The following is an 18,702-nucleotide window of genomic DNA, read 5'->3' as shown; positions in this document are numbered from 1 at the left end:
CGCCGATCATGGAGGACGGAGACGATGATTGTCAAATTATCTCTCGGCGAGTTGGAGAGGGCAAGGCTGGTCCTACGGGGAGGGTCGGTCCTCGACTGGCATCGACTGGACGTGGGATCGCTCGATGAGTGCCTTGCCATCCTCCGCGCAAACGGATTCGATCTGGAAGACGAGGGGGACCGGTCATATCTGAAGAACATGCGCTTGTCCGCCATCGACTATCTCACGCGGAATTTCGGCTTCTCTTTCCTGCCGGAGATCTTCAACGCCCCATCCGCAGGCGATCTCATGCTCCTTGCGGCAGGGAAGGATTCGCTGCGGAGGCGTCAGGCCTGCGTGGTGCTGAAGGTCATGCATGTCCTCCATCACGCGGAAGCGATGGAGCTCAAGTCCCGGCTGAACATCGCCGAGCATGAACTCTACCACATCGTCGAGGATAAGGCGGTGCGAGTCATTGAGGCGATGAAAGAGCGGGGGTATCCCATTGTTGATTTTCAGTGCAGCCGCAAAACCCGCGACTCCATCATCACCAAGCTGCTGCACAAGAAGCAGGGGAACAGAGCCCTCCTGTACGACATGATCCGATTCCGCATCGTTACGGCAACCGCTGAGGAGATCGTACCCGCCATCGCCTACCTGAGCATTCACCTTTTCCCCTTCCATTACACCGTGCCGGGAGAGAGCCGCAATTCGATCTTTGATTTCCGGGATTTCATCCGCAGGCATCCCCGCATCTCCAGGATGATCCCGGAATTCCAGGTGGACTTGATGTATGAGAACGAAATGCGCGGGCCATCCAATCCGGAAACAAACGACACCTTCAGAACGGCCAGCTTCGTCGTCGACATCCCCATTCGCCTGGATGACCGGCAGCTCGAACTCTGGGCTCCCGGAGCGAGGCTTTCATCGCGGGTCGTTCACGTTCTTGCCGAATTCCAGATCGTCGACGAGGCGTCCCATGCCGGGAACGAACAGGGCGAAGCCAGCCATGTCCGGTACAAGGACAGAAGATTATCCAGGGTGAAGGAGCGCCTGCTCCGGGGAAGGATGGTCTGGAACGACAAAGCCGGCGAATGAAGCACAGCTTCCCGCACCGGAGCCCTATCCTTCCGCCGGCTTGATCCAGAAATTCCAGATCCCCTGCAGCCAGGCATAAGTATACCAGACGGATACCGCAAAGATGCCCCACTGTTCGTGCTGCCACGAGGACCAGAACCAGAAGGGCTGCCCCATCAAGCCGACAACAAACCCCCAGCGCCGCCAATGCTCCCTGCGTCCCACCAGCCAGATGGACGTGCAGCTCAGCACGATGATTCCCCATTGATTGATATCGGCCAGTTCCATGGCATGACCTTCCTTTACGGAAACATTAGAAAAGCATCTCACATCCTGAACGCGGATCCCGGGCAGTCCGATCCCTTGGCCGGCACAGGGTCCGATCATGTTCGCCGGCGGAGAAATGCGGCGGCGTTTCTGCTGCAAACGGCTCTGTTCCCCGTTGAGCCGTCATCCCGCCATTACAGGGAATTGTCGAGTCTGACCGCCTCCGTCAACCGCTCGGAAAAATCCGGTATGGCCGCCCTGACGCGGACCCAGGCGGGAAGCATGGGAATTCCCACGGGATTACGGATAAATTCCTCCGTCGCCGTTTGAAGGGATTTCACAAACGCCTCTGCCGCCTCAATTTCGCTGTGCCGGTCATAACTCAGTCCGTTGATCATGGACAGGGCATGATATTTTTCGATCACGAGGCGGGATTCCTCGATATAGGCCGTGAAGAGCGTCCGGAAGAAAGACGAACTCATAACGATGCCGTCCTGGCTCAAAATCCGGAACAGGGCCTCGGCAATGTCGGTGGCCATGCGGATCAATCCGGCATCCGGGTTTGTTTTGTCCAGGACCTGATGCTTGTGCTCGTAAGATTCAGTAATTTCCACCTGGCAGATGCGGTTGAGGGAAGCGCGCTGGTAGACTTCGCTCAGAAGAGAGACTTCGAGCCCCCAGGTGGGCGAGATCCGGATGCTTCGCGCCAGGGTGCTGATCAGGGCGAATTCCCCCGAAAGGGGATAACGGAAGTTTCCCAGATAGTCCAGAAATGGGTTGTAGTTCAGGATCCGCTTCATTGCCCGGATCAGGGGGATATAGAAGAGCCGGGTGGCCCGCCCGTAGAGCCGCTCCCCTGCCCGAGCGTAATACCCCTTGCTGAATTCGAAATCAATGGCCGGATGAACCACCGGATAGACCAGCCTGGACAGAAAGTCCCTGGTGTAATTCAGAATGTCCGAGTCGTGCAGGGCGATGGCGTACACGTCTTCATCCTCCAGGACATAACCCAGGGTCATCCAGACGGACCGACCTTTTCCGGGCCGCTGGATGTTGAAATCGTTTGCCGCCAGGTCCCGATACAATTCCTGCATCCGGGGGCCGTCGTGCCAGACCACAACCACCTCCGTGGGAATCTCGCCCATCAGCTTCCTTGCCTTCTGGAACTGGCGTTCGTCCGCCCGGTCCAGCGACAGAACGATCCGCTTGAGATACCGCACCTTTTTCAGCTCCTCGATAATGACCGGCATGGAAGGCGTTTCAAACTCGGAAAAGAGAGCCGGAAGCAGAAGAACCGTATCGCGCTTTCTGGTGATCGCCACAAGCTCCTCGTCGATTTCTCCGGAAGGCCTCTCCTTCAGCCTCTGTAACGTGGTAATCATCCCGTGTTGATAAAAATCAGCCATTTCATCTTCCTCCTTTCCGTCTCCAGATTTTGATCATGTAATCCTTCTGGCGTTCGAAGGCTTCGGCCTGGGCCTCAAAATGCGCCTCCGCCTCGGTCGGGCTTTTGTCCCGCACCTCGTTGACCAGGGAGGCCACTCGCCCGTAATAGAGGGGCACCATGGTGTCCAGCACCTTGAAGCGCTGGCGCGGCGTGGCCCGGAACGCCCCCGCATAGCAGTAGACGATGCGGACCCACGTTTCGATGGGGAGGTAAAACTGGTCCCCCTGGTCAACCTCGGCCAGTTTAGAAATGGCTGTAAAATCCTCCTCATCGATGATGTTCTGCCACACCGTCCCGAAATTGTTCAACCCCACCTTGAAGTATTCGAGAAGAACTTCCTGGTTGATCTCAAAAGCCGGCGGCTCCTGACCGACGAACTCGCCGAGGGAAGGAACTTCCCGGGACCGGCGGACTTTCAGCCAGAAATCCTCGTAGCGCTCCATGAGCTGAAACGTGGTTCCCACCACCTGGCGGAACATGGGCCCCAGGTCCGCAGAGGGATCCTTCTGCCCGTGCACCTTCGCGCCAAGCTTTGCCTGGCAGATCCGAAAGCCGCCGACAATGGCCGACGTGGTCATCCAGATGTCAACCCCGAATTTGGCCACGTCCGTCTCCCAGACGTCCTGATCCAAATAAAACTTGATCAGGGCCGGAGACAGTCCGAAGTCGCCGCCTATGGGCTGCCGGATTGTTTTTCCGTAAAGGGCCCTCGTCAGGTTGTAGGCAATCGTGTTGGTGATGGTCCCATCCAGTTTATAGCGCTTGTAGTCGGGAGCGACGTAATCATATCCCTCGATCACCGGATCCAGGATGTTCCGTACCCATTCAGGGGTAATGGAAAGCAGATCGGAATCGAACACCGCAATCGCCCTGGCCCTGAGAAAAGCGGCGACCTCAAAAACGGCCCGCAGGCCGGAGCCCTTCCCGTGGCTTCCCCGGTAAACGGTGACAATGCTCTCGATGTTGTAGGATTTCGGATCGATCGCCCGGGCAAGTTCCCGCGTATCGTCCGTGGACCCCCCATCGGAAATCATGATAAGGGCCTTTCGGTCCTTGTAATAATGATCCAGGCCCTGGATGATGACTTGAACAACATGGGAAATGGTGTCGCCGCTGTCATAGGATGGAATGCCGATGACGATGTCGGCGGTCCCGAGCTGCTCGATCTTCGTCCTCACATGAGGCCTCAACGCCGAGGAAAACCGTATTGCCGTGGTCATGATTCGTTACCTCCAACCAGTAAAATCGAGATGTCCATGACATTCGTCCCTGTCGGACCGGTGACGATCACCCCCCCCGTCCGTTCCAGGAAGGAAGAGGAGTCATTCCGATCCAGAAAGTCATCAAGAGAAAGGTTCATTTCCCGGGCGCGCGTCCAGACGGAGGCGTCGACCAGCGCCCCCGCAGCCTCCGAACTTCCGTCGATGCCGTCCGTCCCGGCGCATAACAGAAGCAGTCCGCCTTGATCCCGAATTTCCCGAAGAGCCGCCAGGCAGAGCTCCTGGTTCCGGCCCCCCTTTCCGTTACCCCGAAGGGTCACCGTCGTCTCTCCGCCAAAGAGAAGGCAGAGGGGCGGCTGCTCAGGCATGCGGCTCGCCAGAAATTTCCTGCCCATGGCGACAATGGACTTTGCCGCCTCCCGCGCCTCTCCTTTCAGGCGGTCCGTCACAAGATGGGCCTCGAGCCCCAGGGACAGCGCTTTTTCCTTCGCCCTTCGCAGGGCTTTTCGATTGCTGCCCACCACAACGTGATCGATGCCGGGGTTGGCCGCCTTGGGCGTTTCTTCCATCTTCCCGGCGGGACCTTGCTCCATCAGGACCCGAAGGGCAGCGGGCGCCTTTTCCCAAAGGCCGTACCGGGCCAGGATGTCGCGGACATCCTCGATGGTGGAGCGGTCCTTATACAGCGGGGCGGATCCGATGGTCTCCAGGTCGTCGCCGATGACATCGGAAAGCACCAGAACGACCCCCCGCGCCTTCGTCATCGCTCCCAACCGGCCGCCCTTTACCAGGGAAAGATGCTTTCTTACCGCGTTCATTTCGTCGATCGGCACGCCTGCCGCAAGAAGCATCCGCGACATTTCCTGGAGATCCTGAAGGGTCAGCGGAGAAATCGGCTTCTCAATCAGGGCGGAACTTCCGCCGGACAGAAGGTAGATGAAAAAGTCCTCCTCCGAGAGCCCGGAAAGCGCGCTCATCAGCCTTTCCGCCGCATGTACGCTTTGGGCATCGGGAACGGGATGAGCGCCCACGACCACGTCAATGCGGTCCAGTTCCGCTTCGTAACTGGACACCACCAGCCCGCCGGCGACCCGGTCTCCAAGAATTTCCGACACCGCTTTTGCCATGCCTACCGAGGCCTTGCCGCTGCCGAAAACGAAGACCTTCCGCCCGGGCTCCGGAGCATATCGCCGATCCCCGACAATCAGCTCGTTTCCTCGATCTTCAGGGTTTCACGGATCATGGCCTCCGGCAGCACCGCGCGGAGGGCCTCGGAAAAGATCTCACGGGCTGTCTGCTTCAAGTTCATCCAACACCCTCCCCAGGGCCTCGTTCCATCCCCGGCTTCCCGGGTCCGGGGCCTTAACCAGTCGAGGCAGCGAAGCCTCCAGCCAGCCGCGCTCCGGATGGGGGATAAGAACGGGAACGTCCACTTCCTGCAGCATCGGCAGGTCGTTTTCACTGTCGCCGATGCCGACGGCCACGTGCTCCATCTCGAAGATCCCCCGATAGAGGGACCTCACGCCGCGCACGGCGGCCCCCTTGTCCTGACGGTCGCCGATGAGATGGTAAAACCTTCCGCCGCGGACGATCTTCATTCCTTCCCTCGCCGCCAGGCGCTCCAACTCCGGAAGATCCGGGACGGATTTCAGGAGAAAGGGCTCCGAAAACTCCCGGGCCTTCGCCCTTTCCGCCTCTTCAACGGCAAGCCCGGAAAGTACGGCCACCTCCTGGGAAGAAAGGTCGCCGTATCCGGTAATTTTGAAGCGGCTCTTCATCGCCGCAAATACGCCGCGGATCCTTCCATACGGCAACCCCAGCGCGAGGACGAAGAAATTCCCCTGCTCCCGGAATTCCTCGGGCAGGGAGACGCTGCGGTATCCCCTCGGAACAAAAATTCCCCCGCCGTTCTCCACGATAAAGGGCTCCCGGAATCCCAGCCGGTTCTGGAGAGGCTCCACCTCCCGGCGCGTCTTGCTGGTTACGAAAACCAGGGGGATCTTCGCCCCCCGGAGCCGATCCAGGGTCGGCCGGGCTCTTCAAAGGAGTAATCGTCATGATTCAGAAGGCTCCCCGTCCAGATCCGTAAAGACCAGGATGTTCATTTCCGCCTACCCCCTTTCCGGCAGAGTGGAAACCAGTATTTTGATCGAAGGCCTTCCGGCCGCCCTTGCGGCAAGCGTTTTTCTGATCTGCAGAGGGGCGATCCGGCATTCCGCGCTGAGAAAGGAAGCGAGGGACTCCGCCCGCTCATTGGCCAGGCGGATTCTTTCCCGGTAGGGCAGGTTCGCTTCCGCAACGGCCTCCAGGGAAATGAGAATGCGGTCGTTTCTCGCATAGGCATCCCGAAGGGGCTCCAGCTCCTTTTTCATCGCCTCCGTCAGCGCTGTGGATCCCGGATTAAAAAACAGCACGGGGACAAAGGGCACCGTCTCCACTCGGAGGCGAACCGGCATATTCAAGGAGGCGCTGAAAAATTTCTCCAGCCACGTCAGTTCCTCAACCGACAGGGGGTAATCGCGGCGGATCTGAACGGTCAGAAGCAAAGCGGAGGCTTTATCCTGAAAAGCCACGGAGAAATCCGTGATCCGGGAAGGGGAGATAAGCTCTTCCGCTTCGGCCGACACCTGCCGGATCAGGGGAACAATCCCCTCCCTCGCCTCCTGAAGGATCTCCTTCGTCGGCCTGGCGGGGACGATAGCGGATGCTAATGTGATGTCCTGCTCCGCCAATCCCTGGGGCAGCACCTTAACCTGCTCGACATGAAGTCTCACTTTCCTCTTCAGTCTGTCCCGCACCTTCTGCTCAGCCAGCTCCAGTTCCCTGTCCTTGAGGTATTCAACAGCGTTGACAACCGCCTCGATCTCCAGCAGGCCCCCGTCGTCCAATTCCGTAAACTGGAATGTGGCCAGGCGCGAGCGCTTTTCCTGATTGAACTGTCGTTTCAGAGACGCTTCGACATCCCGTTTCAGCTTGATCTCGGTAACGCCCCGGGAAAGGGTGTAAACCAGCGGGACCGAGATCAAAAGGAGAAGCAGGGACAGATAGACGAGGCGGCGCTTCAATTTCTTCATGTTTTCTTCGGCGGCCATCGTGGGGCGGAATCCATAAAGGGAAAAGACAAGGCAGGTCGAAAGTACAATGGCGACAAAATTGGTGAAGAAAAGAAAAAAGGCGCCGGCGGCGATGGTCGGATTGCCGTTTCCAATACCGAATCCCGTCACGCTCAGTGGGGGTATGACGGCCGTGGCGATGGCCACTCCGGGAACGATGGTGAGATAGTTCTTCTTGGTGCAGATGGCCGCCGCACCAGCCGTTCCGGATAGAAAGGCGATCATCAGGTCAAAGATGTTGGGTGTGGTCCGGGCGCTTATTTCCCGGGTGACTTCGCTGAGGGGGGAAAGGTAGGAAGCCAGAGTGGCGATAAGGACCGTGGCAACAACGCTGATGGCCACCTTGCGGAGGGATTTCGTCCAGACCAGGGAATCCCCGGTAACGAAAGCGAATCCGAAGCTCAGAATGGGTCCCATGAGCGGAGAAATCAGCATGGCTCCGATAATGACCGGGGCGCTGTTGATCATGAGGCCGCTGAGGGCGATGAGATTGGCCAGCGTCAGGATGGTGAAATAGCCGGCCGTGATATCCAGCTCATCATAGATATTTTTGACGATGTCCCGATGATTGATCACCGGAAGCCTGTCACGCAGCCAACGGTTGATCCTGTATTCCAGCTTTCTTATCATAGTCACATCCACGGGAATTGCCATCCGGTACTGAAGCGCCGCATCCGGTATCATGCCCCTGCGGCGATCCGTTCCAGGCTTGTCATATTTTTCCGGCAGGGCGCTTCTTTGGGTCCCGCCTGGCCGACAATAGCCCATCTGTCTCTATCGGTAACCACAAAAAGCGCGGCAAAACAGGCATCTGGCAGCGCCGCCCCGAGCCTCGCCCTTTACTTCCCTTTTGGAGCAAACGCTTCTCGAAGCTCACGATGAGCATCACCGAGACAGCCACCGCAAGAAGGCGGATCCAGGAATCGATCCCAATCGGCGCGCTGTGGAACGCCGTGTTCATCGCCGGCACATACGTGAAAAGAAGCTGCAGAAGAATCATGGCGGAACAACCGGCGAAGATCCAGGGATTGGAGAAGAAGCCCAGAGCGAAAGGGGATTTCGTCAGGGAGCGGCAGTTAAAGAGATAAAAGAGCTCTGCCAGAACAAAGAGATTGACGGCCACCGTCCGCGCCTCCTCAAGGGTCGCCCCGTTCTTCATCAGCTCCCACTTGAACAGCCCGAAGGACCCCAGCACCAGCAGCACCCCCACGAGAAGCATCCGGCGCACAAGCACCGGGGTCAGGATCGGCTCATCGGGAGCACGGGGCGGGCGGGCCATGATGTCAGGCTCCTTGGGCTCGAAAACGAGCATCAGGCCGAGGAGCACGGCCGTCGTCATGTTGATCCACAAGATCTGCACGGCCACGATGGGCAGCATGGTTCCCAGGAACACTGAGGTCAGAATCACCAGGCCTTCACCGACATTGGTCGGCAGGGTCCAGACGAGGAATTTCGTGAGATTGTCGAACGTCCCGCGCCCCTCCTCCACGGCGGCCTCGATGGAGGCGAAGTTGTCGTCCGTAAGCACCATGTCCGCCGCTTCCTTGGCGACATCGGTGCCGGTGATTCCCATGGCCACGCCGATGTCGGCGCGCTTCAGCGCGGGGGCGTCGTTGACTCCGTCGCCGGTCATGGCCACGATGTGGCCGCGGGTCTGGAGGGCCTCCACGAGGCGCAGCTTCTGCTCCGGCGCCACGCGGGCATACACGGAAACCTCCTCAACGGTTTCCAGGAGTTTCGAATCGCTCATCTCGGCCAGTTCCCGCCCGGTCAGGGCCTTTTCCCCACGAACGAGCCCGATCTGGCGTGCAATGGCCGAGGCCGTAACGGCGTGGTCGCCGGTGATCATCTTGACGTTTATGCCGGCGCTGTGGCAGTTCCTGACCGCCTCTATCGCCTCGGCCCTGGGCGGGTCGATCATGCCCTGCAGACCCAGGAAGGTCATGCCGGACGCCACGTCCTCATGGGAGATCGTTTTCCTGCCTTCAGGCAGGCCCATCCGGGCAAAGGCCAGGACACGCAGCCCCTTGGCGGCCATGGCGTCCACGGCCCCGAGAATTCCGTCGGCATCGAGCTTCACCTGCTCTCCGTCGGAGGACAGAGCCAGAGAGCACCTCTCCAGCATCGCCTCCACGGAACCCTTGGCATACACAACCAGTCCGCCCTCGGGAACGGTGTGCAGGGTGGCCATGTACTGGTGCTGAGACTCGAAGGGAATCGTATCGAGGCGCGGCCGCGCTTCCGTTTCCTCCCGGTCCGAAAGCCCTCCCTTGGCAGCCGCAACCAGAAGAGCGCCCTCGGTGGGGTCCCCCTGAACGGTCCATCGTTCGTCCTTTTCCACAATCAGGCTGTCGTTGCACAGCAGACCGCAGCGGAGACACTCCAACAGGGCGGCGGAAGAAGCGTGAGAAGCGGTTCCATCAGGCGCCAGGATCCGGCCGGAAGGCGCGTATCCTCCACCGGTCACTTCAAAGAACGTCGAACCCACGGCAATCTCCTGGACGGTCATCTGGTTTTCCGTGAGCGTTCCCGTCTTGTCCGAACAGATGACCGTCGTGCTTCCCAGTGTTTCCACCGCGGGAAGCTTCCGGATGATGGCCTGCTTTCGCGCCATGCGCGCTACGCCGATGGCCAGGGTAATGGTCATGGCGGCGGGCAGCCCTTCGGGGATGGCGCCCACGGCCAAGGCGACGGAGGCCATGAACATGTCGAAGGCGCCCTGGCCCCGCAGCAGCCCCACGCCAAACGTGAGGGCCGCCAGGCCCAGGATGACATAAAGAAGAACCTTGCTGAATGCGGAGATTTTTTTGAGCAGAGGGGTTTCCAGCTCCTCCGTCGAGGAGAGGAGTTCGGAAATCCGTCCGACCTCCGTATCGTCGCCGATGGAAACGACGATGCCGCTCGCCTGGCCATAGGTGACCAGGGACGATCCATAGACCATATTCTTCCGCTCAGCCAGAATCGTATCGTGGGGCAGGACCTCCATGCACTTCTGCACGGCCACGGATTCTCCCGTGAGCGCTGATTCGTCGACCTGCAGATCCCGGATCGACAGGAGGCGCATATCCGCGGGGACCTTATCGCCGGACTGGAGCAGGACGATATCGCCCGGAACCACCTCGGCCGACGAGATCCGCCTCTTTTCCCCCGAACGCAGAACCGTGGCCTCGGTCACCATGGTCTGGGCCAGGGCCTCCATGGCCTTGACAGCCTTGGATTCCTGGAGAAAACCGATCACGGAATTGACGAGAACCACCCCGAAAATGACCCCGGCATCAACCCATTCCTGAAGCAGAAAGGTAATCAGAGCAGCCGCAAGAAGGATGTAAACGAGGGGCTGGTGAAACTGGAGGAGGAAGCGCAGAAGAGGGCCTTTGCCCTTCTTCTGCGTCAGGGTGTTGGCGCCGAACTTCTCCCGCCGGTGATTGATTTCGAAGAGGTCAAGGCCTTGGTCCTTATTGCCGTCCAGCAGATCGATGACTTCTTCCGCGGGGAGATGATGCCAGTGCTTGCCGATCAGATTGTCCATGATTTCCTTCCCCTTTCCTCAACCAGGAATTCCTTTCCAGGTTTTTTCCCGATCCTGCAGGATTCAAACGGCATGCTGCGAAAGACGCATTGAAGGTTGGCTACGGAAGCGGAGTTTAACGCGCGAGGATATAGTCCGCTTCAAGCCGCGGGCTTGACTGGAAAAAACACGGCACAGAAATCCAAATGTTAAATCTTAATATACAGTTGGCAATCCCATAAATCAAACGTTAATATGCCTTCTCCTCTCCAGTCCCCGGACGGACAACACTCCGGATCAAATTTTCGATGATTTAACATCCTCATAATGATACATGTTTAAGGAAAGTTCCCCCGAGAAGGGGCTCGATGACGCGTCAAGGCCTTCACAAAGAACAGAAATCCTTAATATTGAAAAAAAAAGCATGAAAGAACACCTGATCGAAGAATCCATCCTGTTCATCAGCATCCTGAAATGGGTTGCCATTGCGACGGGCATTGGCATCATCGTGGGATTGTCCACAACCTTCTTTCTGAAGATTCTGGAGTGGGCCCTGGCCTACAGCACCGGCTATCCCTATTATTTTCTCATGCTGCCCGTCGGATTGGCCGTCAGCGCACTGACGACTCAATACCTGGAGCCGGATGCCAAAGGATACGGCATCGAAAAGGTTATCGAGGCTGTCCACCGTCGCGGGGGCAGGATCAAGGCCGCCATCGTTCCGGTCAAGCTCCTCACGGCCATCCTGACCATCGCCACGGGGGGATCGGCAGGCCAGGTCGGACCGTGCGGTCAGATCGGCGCATCCCTGGCCTCTGTGGCGGCGGAATTGTTCAGGCTCGATGAAAGAGACCGGAAAAAGATCGTCGTCTGCGGACTCAGTGCCGGTTTTGCAACGGTCCTCGGAGCGCCGTTCGCCGGCGCCATTTTCGGCGTTGAGGTTCTTTATGTCGGTGGAATCGTTTATGAAATCCTCTTGCCATCCATTATTGCCGGCATAACGGGCTACCACATTGCCCTGCTTTTCGGGATTCACTACCAGTTTTATCCCTTCGATTTCACCCCGGCCCTGACGGAAGCCTTCATCCTTAAGATCGTGTTCTCCGGAATCTTTTTCGGGATTTGCTCCCTGCTGGTCATCGAGATTCTCAAGAAGGGGAATGCCTTTTCCCAGAAATTCGGTACATTTCTTCCTCTTCGGGGGCTTATCGGCGGAGCATTTCTCATCGGAATGACGCTGATCTTTTCAAAGCAGTTCCTCGGTACCGGTCTCGAAACGATTCAGACGGCCCTCAGGGGTGAAGAAATCATTTTTTACGCCTTCCTGGTCAAAGCGATTTTTACGAGCATCACGCTGAATTTCGGAGGCAGCGGCGGCCTCGTCATGCCGATCCTGTGCATCGGTGCGACAGCAGGAAATCTCTTCGGCGGCCTGTTCGGGCTGGACAGAGCGACCTTTGCCGCGGTCGGTTTTGTCAGCCTGCTGGCGGGAACAACCAACACCCCCATCGCTTCCAGCATCCTGGCTGTGGAATTTTTCGGCAGCGCCATCTCTCCTTACGCGGCCATTGCCTGCATCGTCAGTTTTCTCATGACGGGCCACAGAAGCGTGTTTCCCACACAGGTCCTGTCCTTTCAAAAATCCACTTCCGTCCATGTTGCAATCGGAACGGAGCTGGAGCAGATCCGCACGTCCCCTCAACTCCGGGATAAGAGCCTGACGGGATTGCTGCTGAGAATTCTAAAAAAAATCAAAGACGGCATCAGGAAAAGGCCTCATAGCGGAGAGCCGGATCCTTGAGGAATCCGGAGCGCTTCCTTCATCGGAAAGCCGTTCCCTGCATGGGTTTATCCAGGGAATCTCAACATTCCGCTCCGTCCGCCGATCCCCGGTAAACGGGACGGGTTTTTCTCGTGATGCCGGTCTGAAACGCGCGAGGTTTTTTTCGATCCCCCTGGGTTCCGATCCAGGACCCTGAAGATATTAAAGAAATTTCATCCTTTTTTCTCATTTCATTCTTGCCGACCTTGACCTGCCTGAGGTGCACCGCCTCATAATCAAGAGTTTTTCTTGACAGATCTTTCAGAGCCTATTATATTCGTACATGAAATATTCTAACAGGAAATATTCCAACAGAAAGGATATTCGCGACAACGGGGTGGTATCGCCTGTCTATACCAGGCGATACGCGTATTATGTCGCTTTATCCGTTCGAGGAAGGATTTATTATGCTAACGGAATCCCAGCACAAAATACTCAATGAAATCGACGGCAGCTCGATTCGGAACTGGAAGGATTGGCGATGGCAGCTCAGGCACTGCGTCAGGGATCTGGAAACGTTTGAAAACCTGCTCAATATCCAGTTGCCGACCGCTATACGTCATCACTTTACGTTGATCACCGAACAATTTCCCATGTCGATCACGCCTTATTATCTCTCTCTGATTGATGTTGATAATCTGGAAAACGATCCGGTATTCAGGCAGAGTTTCCCGGACATCAAGGAACTTCAGGTTCAGAAAACGGACATGACGGACCCGCTGCACGAGGACAGGGACAGTCCGGTTCCAGGGGTAACGCACCGGTATCCCGATCGCGTGTTGTTTCTGGTGAGCAACATGTGCTCCATGTATTGCCGTCACTGCACAAGAAAGCGCCGTGTGGGAGACCGGGACACGATCCCGAGCCGTGATCAGATCCTCCAGGGAATCGAATATATAAGAGATACGCCGCGGGTAAGGGATGTCCTCCTGAGTGGTGGCGACCCTTTTCTCCTGCCGACGGATTATTTGGACTGGATTCTCTCCGAGCTGAGAAAAATCGAGCATGTCGAAGTCATCCGGATCGGGACACGCACACCTGCTGTGCTCCCCTACCGCATCACGGATGAGCTGGTTGAAATGCTAAGGGCGCATCATCCCCTCTGGATCAACACGCACTTCAACCATCCCCGGGAATTGACAGCCTCTTCAAAACTCGCACTCAGAAAACTTGCAGATGCCGGGATTCCCCTGGGAAATCAATCCGTTCTTTTGTCCGGTGTCAACGACTGCCCCCGGATCATGCGTTCTCTGGTCCATAAACTCGTAGCCAATCGGGTTAGACCCTACTATCTCTACCAGTGCGACCTGTCGGAAGGCCTGAGCCATTTTCGAACCCCCGTGGGAAAAGGAATCGAAATTCTCGAAAGCCTCATAGGTCACACGAGCGGATTCTGCGTTCCCACCTATGTCATCGATGCCCCCGGAGGCGGAGGAAAAATTCCGGTCATGCCGAATTACCTCATCTCATGGTCTACCAACAAGGTCGTCCTGCGAAATTATGAAGGGGTCATTACCACGTATAAAGAACCCGATTCGTACGAGCCGACGTTCTGCGATCGAAATTGCACGGAATGCAATCTCCAGCTCGCCCTCGAAGATGCGGGGGAATTCCGTTCCGTGGGGATCGAAAAACTGCTGGCGGATTACGACGACACCATCGCCCTGATTCCCAGGGACAATGACCGGCACGAAAGAAGGGAAGGAAACGGTTCATGAACAGGCACGTTCCGGACCGGCTGGAAACGCTCCCATGCGGCTCCATCATCCAGCATGGTCCGTACAATGACCGGATCTACCTGTTGAAATTAGGAGACGGCTCAAACGGCGATCTCCCTTTCGACCTGGTCCGAAGAGCGGAACGGAGCGGTTATTCGAAGATCTTCGTTAAAGTTCCGTCACACCGTTCGAACTGGTTTTTCCAGGCGGGTTACGTTGAAGAGGCTTCCATCCCCGGACTCTACAACGGGTGCGATGCAGGAATATTTTTGGGGTATTACCTGGAGGGGCGGCGGGCATCCGAAACGGAAGCAGCAAACCTGGATGCAATTCTCCGCCTCGCACTCAGCAGGGCCGGAACCCCTGCGGCACCGCTCGACACAAACCGGTTCTCAATACGCCGCTGCAGGGAAAGGGATGTGGAGGAAATGGCCTCCATCTACAGGGCCGTTTTTCCGACTTATCCTTTTCCAATCCATAATCCCGCTTATCTCCTTGACACGATGCGAAGTCACGTCGACTATTTCGGGGTCGAAACAGGCAACAAGCTGGTGGCCCTTTCTTCCGCCGAGATGGACCTGTCAGCCGAAAATGTGGAAATGACGGATTTTGCAACGCTTACCCGGTGGCAGAGTCACAGCCTGGGGGTGCATCTGCTTTTTCAAATGGAGAAAAGGATGAAACACAAAGGCATCAAGACAGCTTACACCATTTCCCGGGCAAAATCCCCGGGAATGAACATCACTTTTTCCAGGCTCGGTTATGCCTATGGAGGAAGGTTAACAAACAACACCAACATTTCCGCACATATCGAAAGCATGAACATCTGGTACAAGGCCATTTCGTAATCTCGGCAGATTTCAAGAAACCCGGGCCGCCGCAACACAGAAAGTGGACGGCCCCACGGATATAACAGCCGTTTCCCGGCCCCTCCATCGTTCAGACAAGCTGGAATCAAACGGGGTGACCGGCAACACGCCCTCATCAACCCTTTGATGGACCCGCCGATAAAAAAAGGATTTACTCATCAATTATTACAGGCTATAATTATTAAAACGAGATATTTTTTAACCCAACGGGCGTTTCATCCAGGTCAACGTGTCGTTATTCCGCCGGACTCAGTCTCTGTAGGCAAATGCTGACTCCGCATTCCGTCAGAAGCCGTGGTCAGGATCAAGAACATGCGCTGGTCAAAAATATTCCCATGGAAAAGAATTCCCGGGGGTTAAAATCCACCATCAGGAATTTCACCTCGCCTGGTGAATCACAACGGAGTCTCCGAAAGCCCGGCATGGCGCCCCAAAAAAAATCCAGGATGTTCCGTGTCGCAACGAGATGGCCGGGCGATCAGAACCCGAAATGTGGGCATTCAGGAAAACCGGAGAACAGGCTCGTCAGGCGTTTTTCATCAAAAACCGGAATGAGCAGGGAAACACCCTTTTTTCTTTTCGCTGATCCTTTGTTCTTCAACCTTCAGGTTCAGCCGCCAGCTTGATCGCTGACGGTTCATAACGGGTGTTTGTGCTTCATGGGTTAACGCATCCGGCACTTCAGCAGTCTTTGCCGGATCGCCTAATTTTCATTTTGGAAGGAGTAGCCAATGATTTCAAAAAACAAAATCGTTCTTGTCATGGCAGGCGCATCTCTCATTTTTGGCTTCACAATCATGGGCTGTGCGGAAAAAGTGGCGGTGCCGAACGAAAAGATCGCAAACGCCGAAAGGGCGATCTCGGGTGCCCGGGAAAGTAACGCCATCGTGAATGCCCCGCTCGATCTGAGAATTTCAGAGGATAAATTAAAGCAGGCGAAGGAGGCCGTGGCCGCCGAAGAGTACGTGCAGGCGGGACGCCTTGCCGATGAGGCGACTCTCGACGCCGATGTCGCCAGGGCGAAGACGCGGGCTGCAAAGGCAAAGGAGATTTCCGGGGAAATGCGTAATACGGTCGATTCCATGCGAAAAGAATTGGAGCGAAGCCATAAATAGGAGGAGCAAAAGATGGAGAAAGTCAAAAGAAACAGATTCATCATCGTCGACATTCTGCTTTTGATGGGAATATCCTTGTTTATAGCCGGATGTGCCGGCATCACCCCCCAGGAACAGAGGGCCATAGATGCCGTAACCAAAGCGCGGGCCGCTCTTGAAGAAGCCAAGCAGAACCCCCAGATTGCTTCAGTCTCCGCCGTTCCTCTTTATGAGGCGGAGCAGACACTGAAAGAGGCGGAAAAGGTTGAGGATGACGCCGCCCAAAAGGAGCATCTGGCCTACATGTCCGAAAGAAAGACACAGCTTGCCGTTGCATCGGCGGAACGTACGCTGGCGGAGCAGGAAACCTTGAACCTTTCAAAAGAAAAGGATCAGCTGATCCTGCAGCTTCGTGAAAAGCAACTAGGCAAGGCCACGCTCACCGCAAAGGAAAAAGCGGCGGCGCTGGAAAAAGCCCGGATGGAAGCGGAGCAGAAAGCACTTGAAGTGGAGCGAAAGACAGCCGAACTTGCACGGCTGAAAGCCGAACTGGAGGAACTCAAGGCAAGGCCGACCGACCGGGGAATGGTTGTCACCCTGGGCGATATCCTTTTTGCGACGAACAGGGCCACTCTTACAGCGGGAGCCGAAAAGAACATCGATCAGTTGAGCCAGTTCATGAATAAATACCCCACTCGGAAAATCGTCATCGAAGGCCATACGGACAGCAGGGGAAGTTCGGAATATAATTTGACACTTTCCAAGCGACGGGCCGACGCAGTCAAGAAGGCCATGGTTGAAAAGGGGATTGATGAGAGCCGCATCGCGACAAAGGGTTACGGAGAAACCTCTCCGGTGGCCAGCAACAAGACCGCTGCCGGACGCCAGCAGAACCGCCGCGTTGAAGTGATCATTCTTGAAGATGCCCAGAACCCGCAATAGGAACTTCCCTATGGCCCCCTGGTAAGGAGGCAGGCAGACTTCAAAAAGGGCCTCCCGGCCATGTGTCGGGAGGCCCTGTTTCGAATGCGCCGGGCTCCGGAGCGCCTCCGGATCGTCGAAGGTCCTTTTTTTTCAGATGGGCTTATTCGTCATCGCTCCCGACGCCGCCGTTCGGAGAAGGCACAAAGAACTCGGCCTGGGGAAAGTCCCCTAAATTCCTTGCAATGCCTGCATGGAGAAAAGAATTGACCCAGTTGATAATATCGTGCCTCTTGATGAACCGCCTGAGCCTCCGCATTCGGGCCTGCCGCTCATCATCCTGCATGCGCAAGGCGGCATGAATCGTATCGGCCATCCGCTGCCTGTCATAGGGGTTGACAAGAAGCGCGTCCCGGTGGAGTTGAGAGGCGGCGCCGGCGAATTCGCTCAGGATGAGGATCCCTTTTTCCTCTATGTTGCTTGCACAGTATTCCTTCGCGATGAGATTCATGCCGTCTTTCAGCGGGGTGACCAGCGCGATCTCGCAGGTTTTGTAGTAGGCGACAAGTTCCTGGCGCGGCAATGACCGGTATATATAGTGGATCGGCGTCCAGCCGACTTCCGTGAACCTCCCGTTGATCTCCCCCACGATGCGTTCGATCTCCTGCTTGAGATTTCCATACTCTTCCACATCCACACGGCTGGGGACCACCACCTGGATCAGCGTAACCTTCCGGCGCATGTCCGGATAGCACTCCAGGGCATGGGCGAAGGCCAGAAGCCGGTGAGGAATACCCTTGGTATAGTCAAGGCGGTCCACACCAAGGACGAGCTGCCGATTGGGGAGGTTTTCGTGGATGCTCCATGCCATCTCGGCCACTTCACCGGTTCGGGCAAGGTCTTCAAATTCTCTGTAATCGATGCTGATGGGAAAGGCTCCTACGAGAACCTCGCCGTCGGGACGAAGAATCCGGTTCATGAACTTTTCCTTTGCAACCTTGTAATTGAAGAGCGCCCGAACGCATCCGACAAAATTCCTCAAATCTCTCACGGTCTGAAAGCCGACAAGGTCATATTCCATGAGCGCTTCGAGAATTTCGAAGCGCCAGGGCAGCTTGAGAAAAATGTCCAGGGGCGGGAAAGGAATATGGAGGAAGTAACCCGTCTGGCGTTTTAATCCGAGTCGCTTGAGCTCCCTGCCCACCAGGATGAGCTGGTAGTCCTGGACCCACACATAATCATTCTCGTCCGTATTCGAGACAACAGCCTGTGCAAACTTACGGTTCACCTGCTCATAGAACGGCCAGTACGAAAGATCGAAATTGCAGCGCGAAAAAAGGTCATGGAACAGGGGCCAGAGGATCTCGTTGGAGAATCCGTGATAATACTTGTTCACCTCTTCTTTCGTCAAATGGACCGGCTTCAGGGAGTATCCCGTTTCCCGGGTTCCCCTGCGGATGAGGTCCTTGAGAAGAGGACCAGCCGGCTCCTCCTCGGCATTCGTGCCCATCCAGCCGATCCATATCCCATCGCGATTTTTGAGGACCGGCCCCAGGGCTGTCACCAGACCACCGGATCCCGGTTCGATCTGCCATTTCCCCCTCTGCTCTTTTTTCAAGACAATGGGGAGGCGGTTTGATATGACGGCGAGTCTTCTCTTTTCCATG

General features: G+C 56.5%; 14 protein-coding genes. 6 read left to right on the top strand and 8 right to left on the bottom strand.

Translation table 11 applies throughout. The features are described 5' to 3' along the window. Positions 1 to 24 precede the first annotated feature (24 nt). The gene (locus tag AB3175_RS04315) at positions 25 to 1,077 is read left to right on the top strand and encodes a TIGR04552 family protein (protein WP_367359712.1); all 1,053 of its coding nucleotides are present in this window, start codon (positions 25 to 27) and stop codon (positions 1,075 to 1,077) included. A 24-nt stretch (positions 1,078 to 1,101) separates the two neighbouring features. On the opposite strand, the gene AB3175_RS04310 is transcribed toward AB3175_RS04315, so the two are convergent. The 7 genes from AB3175_RS04310 to AB3175_RS04280 all read right to left on the bottom strand — a co-directional run bounded on the left by AB3175_RS04310 (position 1,102) and on the right by AB3175_RS04280 (position 10,632). Beyond that, on the bottom strand, positions 1,102 to 1,344 hold the full coding sequence (locus tag AB3175_RS04310; protein WP_367359711.1) for a hypothetical protein: 243 nt from the start codon (positions 1,342 to 1,344) through the stop codon (positions 1,102 to 1,104). A gap of 173 nt (positions 1,345 to 1,517) precedes the next feature. Next, positions 1,518 to 2,729, bottom strand: coding sequence for a glycosyl transferase (locus AB3175_RS04305; RefSeq protein WP_367359710.1), 1,212 nt, complete (start codon positions 2,727 to 2,729; stop codon positions 1,518 to 1,520). Between the two features lies 1 nt (position 2,730). Continuing rightward, a complete protein-coding gene (locus AB3175_RS04300; RefSeq protein ID WP_367359709.1) occupies positions 2,731 to 3,990 on the bottom strand; it encodes a glycosyltransferase in 1,260 nt (419 codons plus the stop codon). Next, positions 3,987 to 5,195, bottom strand: a complete 1,209-nt coding sequence (locus AB3175_RS04295) for a glycerate kinase (RefSeq protein ID WP_367359729.1) — start codon at positions 5,193 to 5,195, stop codon at positions 3,987 to 3,989. Before AB3175_RS04295 ends, AB3175_RS04300 begins: the two co-directional genes overlap by 4 nt. Before the next feature lie 78 nt (positions 5,196 to 5,273). Then, complete coding sequence (locus AB3175_RS04290) at positions 5,274 to 6,014, bottom strand: HAD-IIB family hydrolase (protein WP_367359728.1); 741 nt, start codon at positions 6,012 to 6,014, stop codon at positions 5,274 to 5,276. Between the two features lie 87 nt (positions 6,015 to 6,101). After that, complete coding sequence (locus AB3175_RS04285; RefSeq protein ID WP_367359708.1) at positions 6,102 to 7,733, bottom strand: TIGR00341 family protein; 1,632 nt, start codon at positions 7,731 to 7,733, stop codon at positions 6,102 to 6,104. Positions 7,734 to 7,815: 82 nt separating this feature from the next. After that, entirely contained in the window at positions 7,816 to 10,632 is a 2,817-nt protein-coding gene (locus tag AB3175_RS04280) for a cation-transporting P-type ATPase (RefSeq protein ID WP_367359707.1), read from the bottom strand. Positions 10,633 to 11,035: 403 nt separating this feature from the next. On the opposite strand from AB3175_RS04280, the gene AB3175_RS04275 reads away from it, so the two are divergent. From AB3175_RS04275 to AB3175_RS04255, 5 genes are all read left to right on the top strand, one after another. Further along, complete coding sequence (locus AB3175_RS04275) at positions 11,036 to 12,412, top strand: chloride channel protein (RefSeq protein WP_367359706.1); 1,377 nt, start codon at positions 11,036 to 11,038, stop codon at positions 12,410 to 12,412. 428 nt (positions 12,413 to 12,840) lie between these two features. Continuing rightward, entirely contained in the window at positions 12,841 to 14,151 is a 1,311-nt protein-coding gene (gene ablA, locus AB3175_RS04270; protein WP_367359705.1) for a lysine 2,3-aminomutase, read from the top strand. Further along, positions 14,148 to 14,999 (top strand): putative beta-lysine N-acetyltransferase, encoded by an 852-nt coding sequence (gene ablB, locus AB3175_RS04265; RefSeq protein ID WP_367359704.1) that lies wholly within the window; start codon positions 14,148 to 14,150, stop codon positions 14,997 to 14,999. The genes ablA and ablB overlap by 4 nt, the downstream gene beginning before the upstream one ends. Before the next feature lie 752 nt (positions 15,000 to 15,751). Next, complete coding sequence (locus AB3175_RS04260; RefSeq protein WP_367359703.1) at positions 15,752 to 16,135, top strand: DUF4398 domain-containing protein; 384 nt, start codon at positions 15,752 to 15,754, stop codon at positions 16,133 to 16,135. 12 nt (positions 16,136 to 16,147) lie between these two features. Beyond that, entirely contained in the window at positions 16,148 to 17,056 is a 909-nt protein-coding gene (locus AB3175_RS04255) for an OmpA family protein (protein ID WP_367359702.1), read from the top strand. A 142-nt stretch (positions 17,057 to 17,198) separates the two neighbouring features. On the opposite strand, the gene AB3175_RS04250 is transcribed toward AB3175_RS04255, so the two are convergent. Beyond that, on the bottom strand, positions 17,199 to 18,701 hold the full coding sequence (locus tag AB3175_RS04250) for a trehalose-6-phosphate synthase (RefSeq protein WP_367359701.1): 1,503 nt from the start codon (positions 18,699 to 18,701) through the stop codon (positions 17,199 to 17,201). Between the last annotated feature and the right edge of the window lies 1 nt (position 18,702).

The sequence above is a fragment of the Syntrophus sp. (in: bacteria) genome, from assembly GCF_040768185.1.
Classification (GTDB): Bacteria; Desulfobacterota; Syntrophia; order Syntrophales; family Syntrophaceae; genus Syntrophus; species Syntrophus buswellii.
Note: the sequence above shows the minus strand (reverse complement) of the source record. Positions and strands in the feature narration are given on the sequence as shown.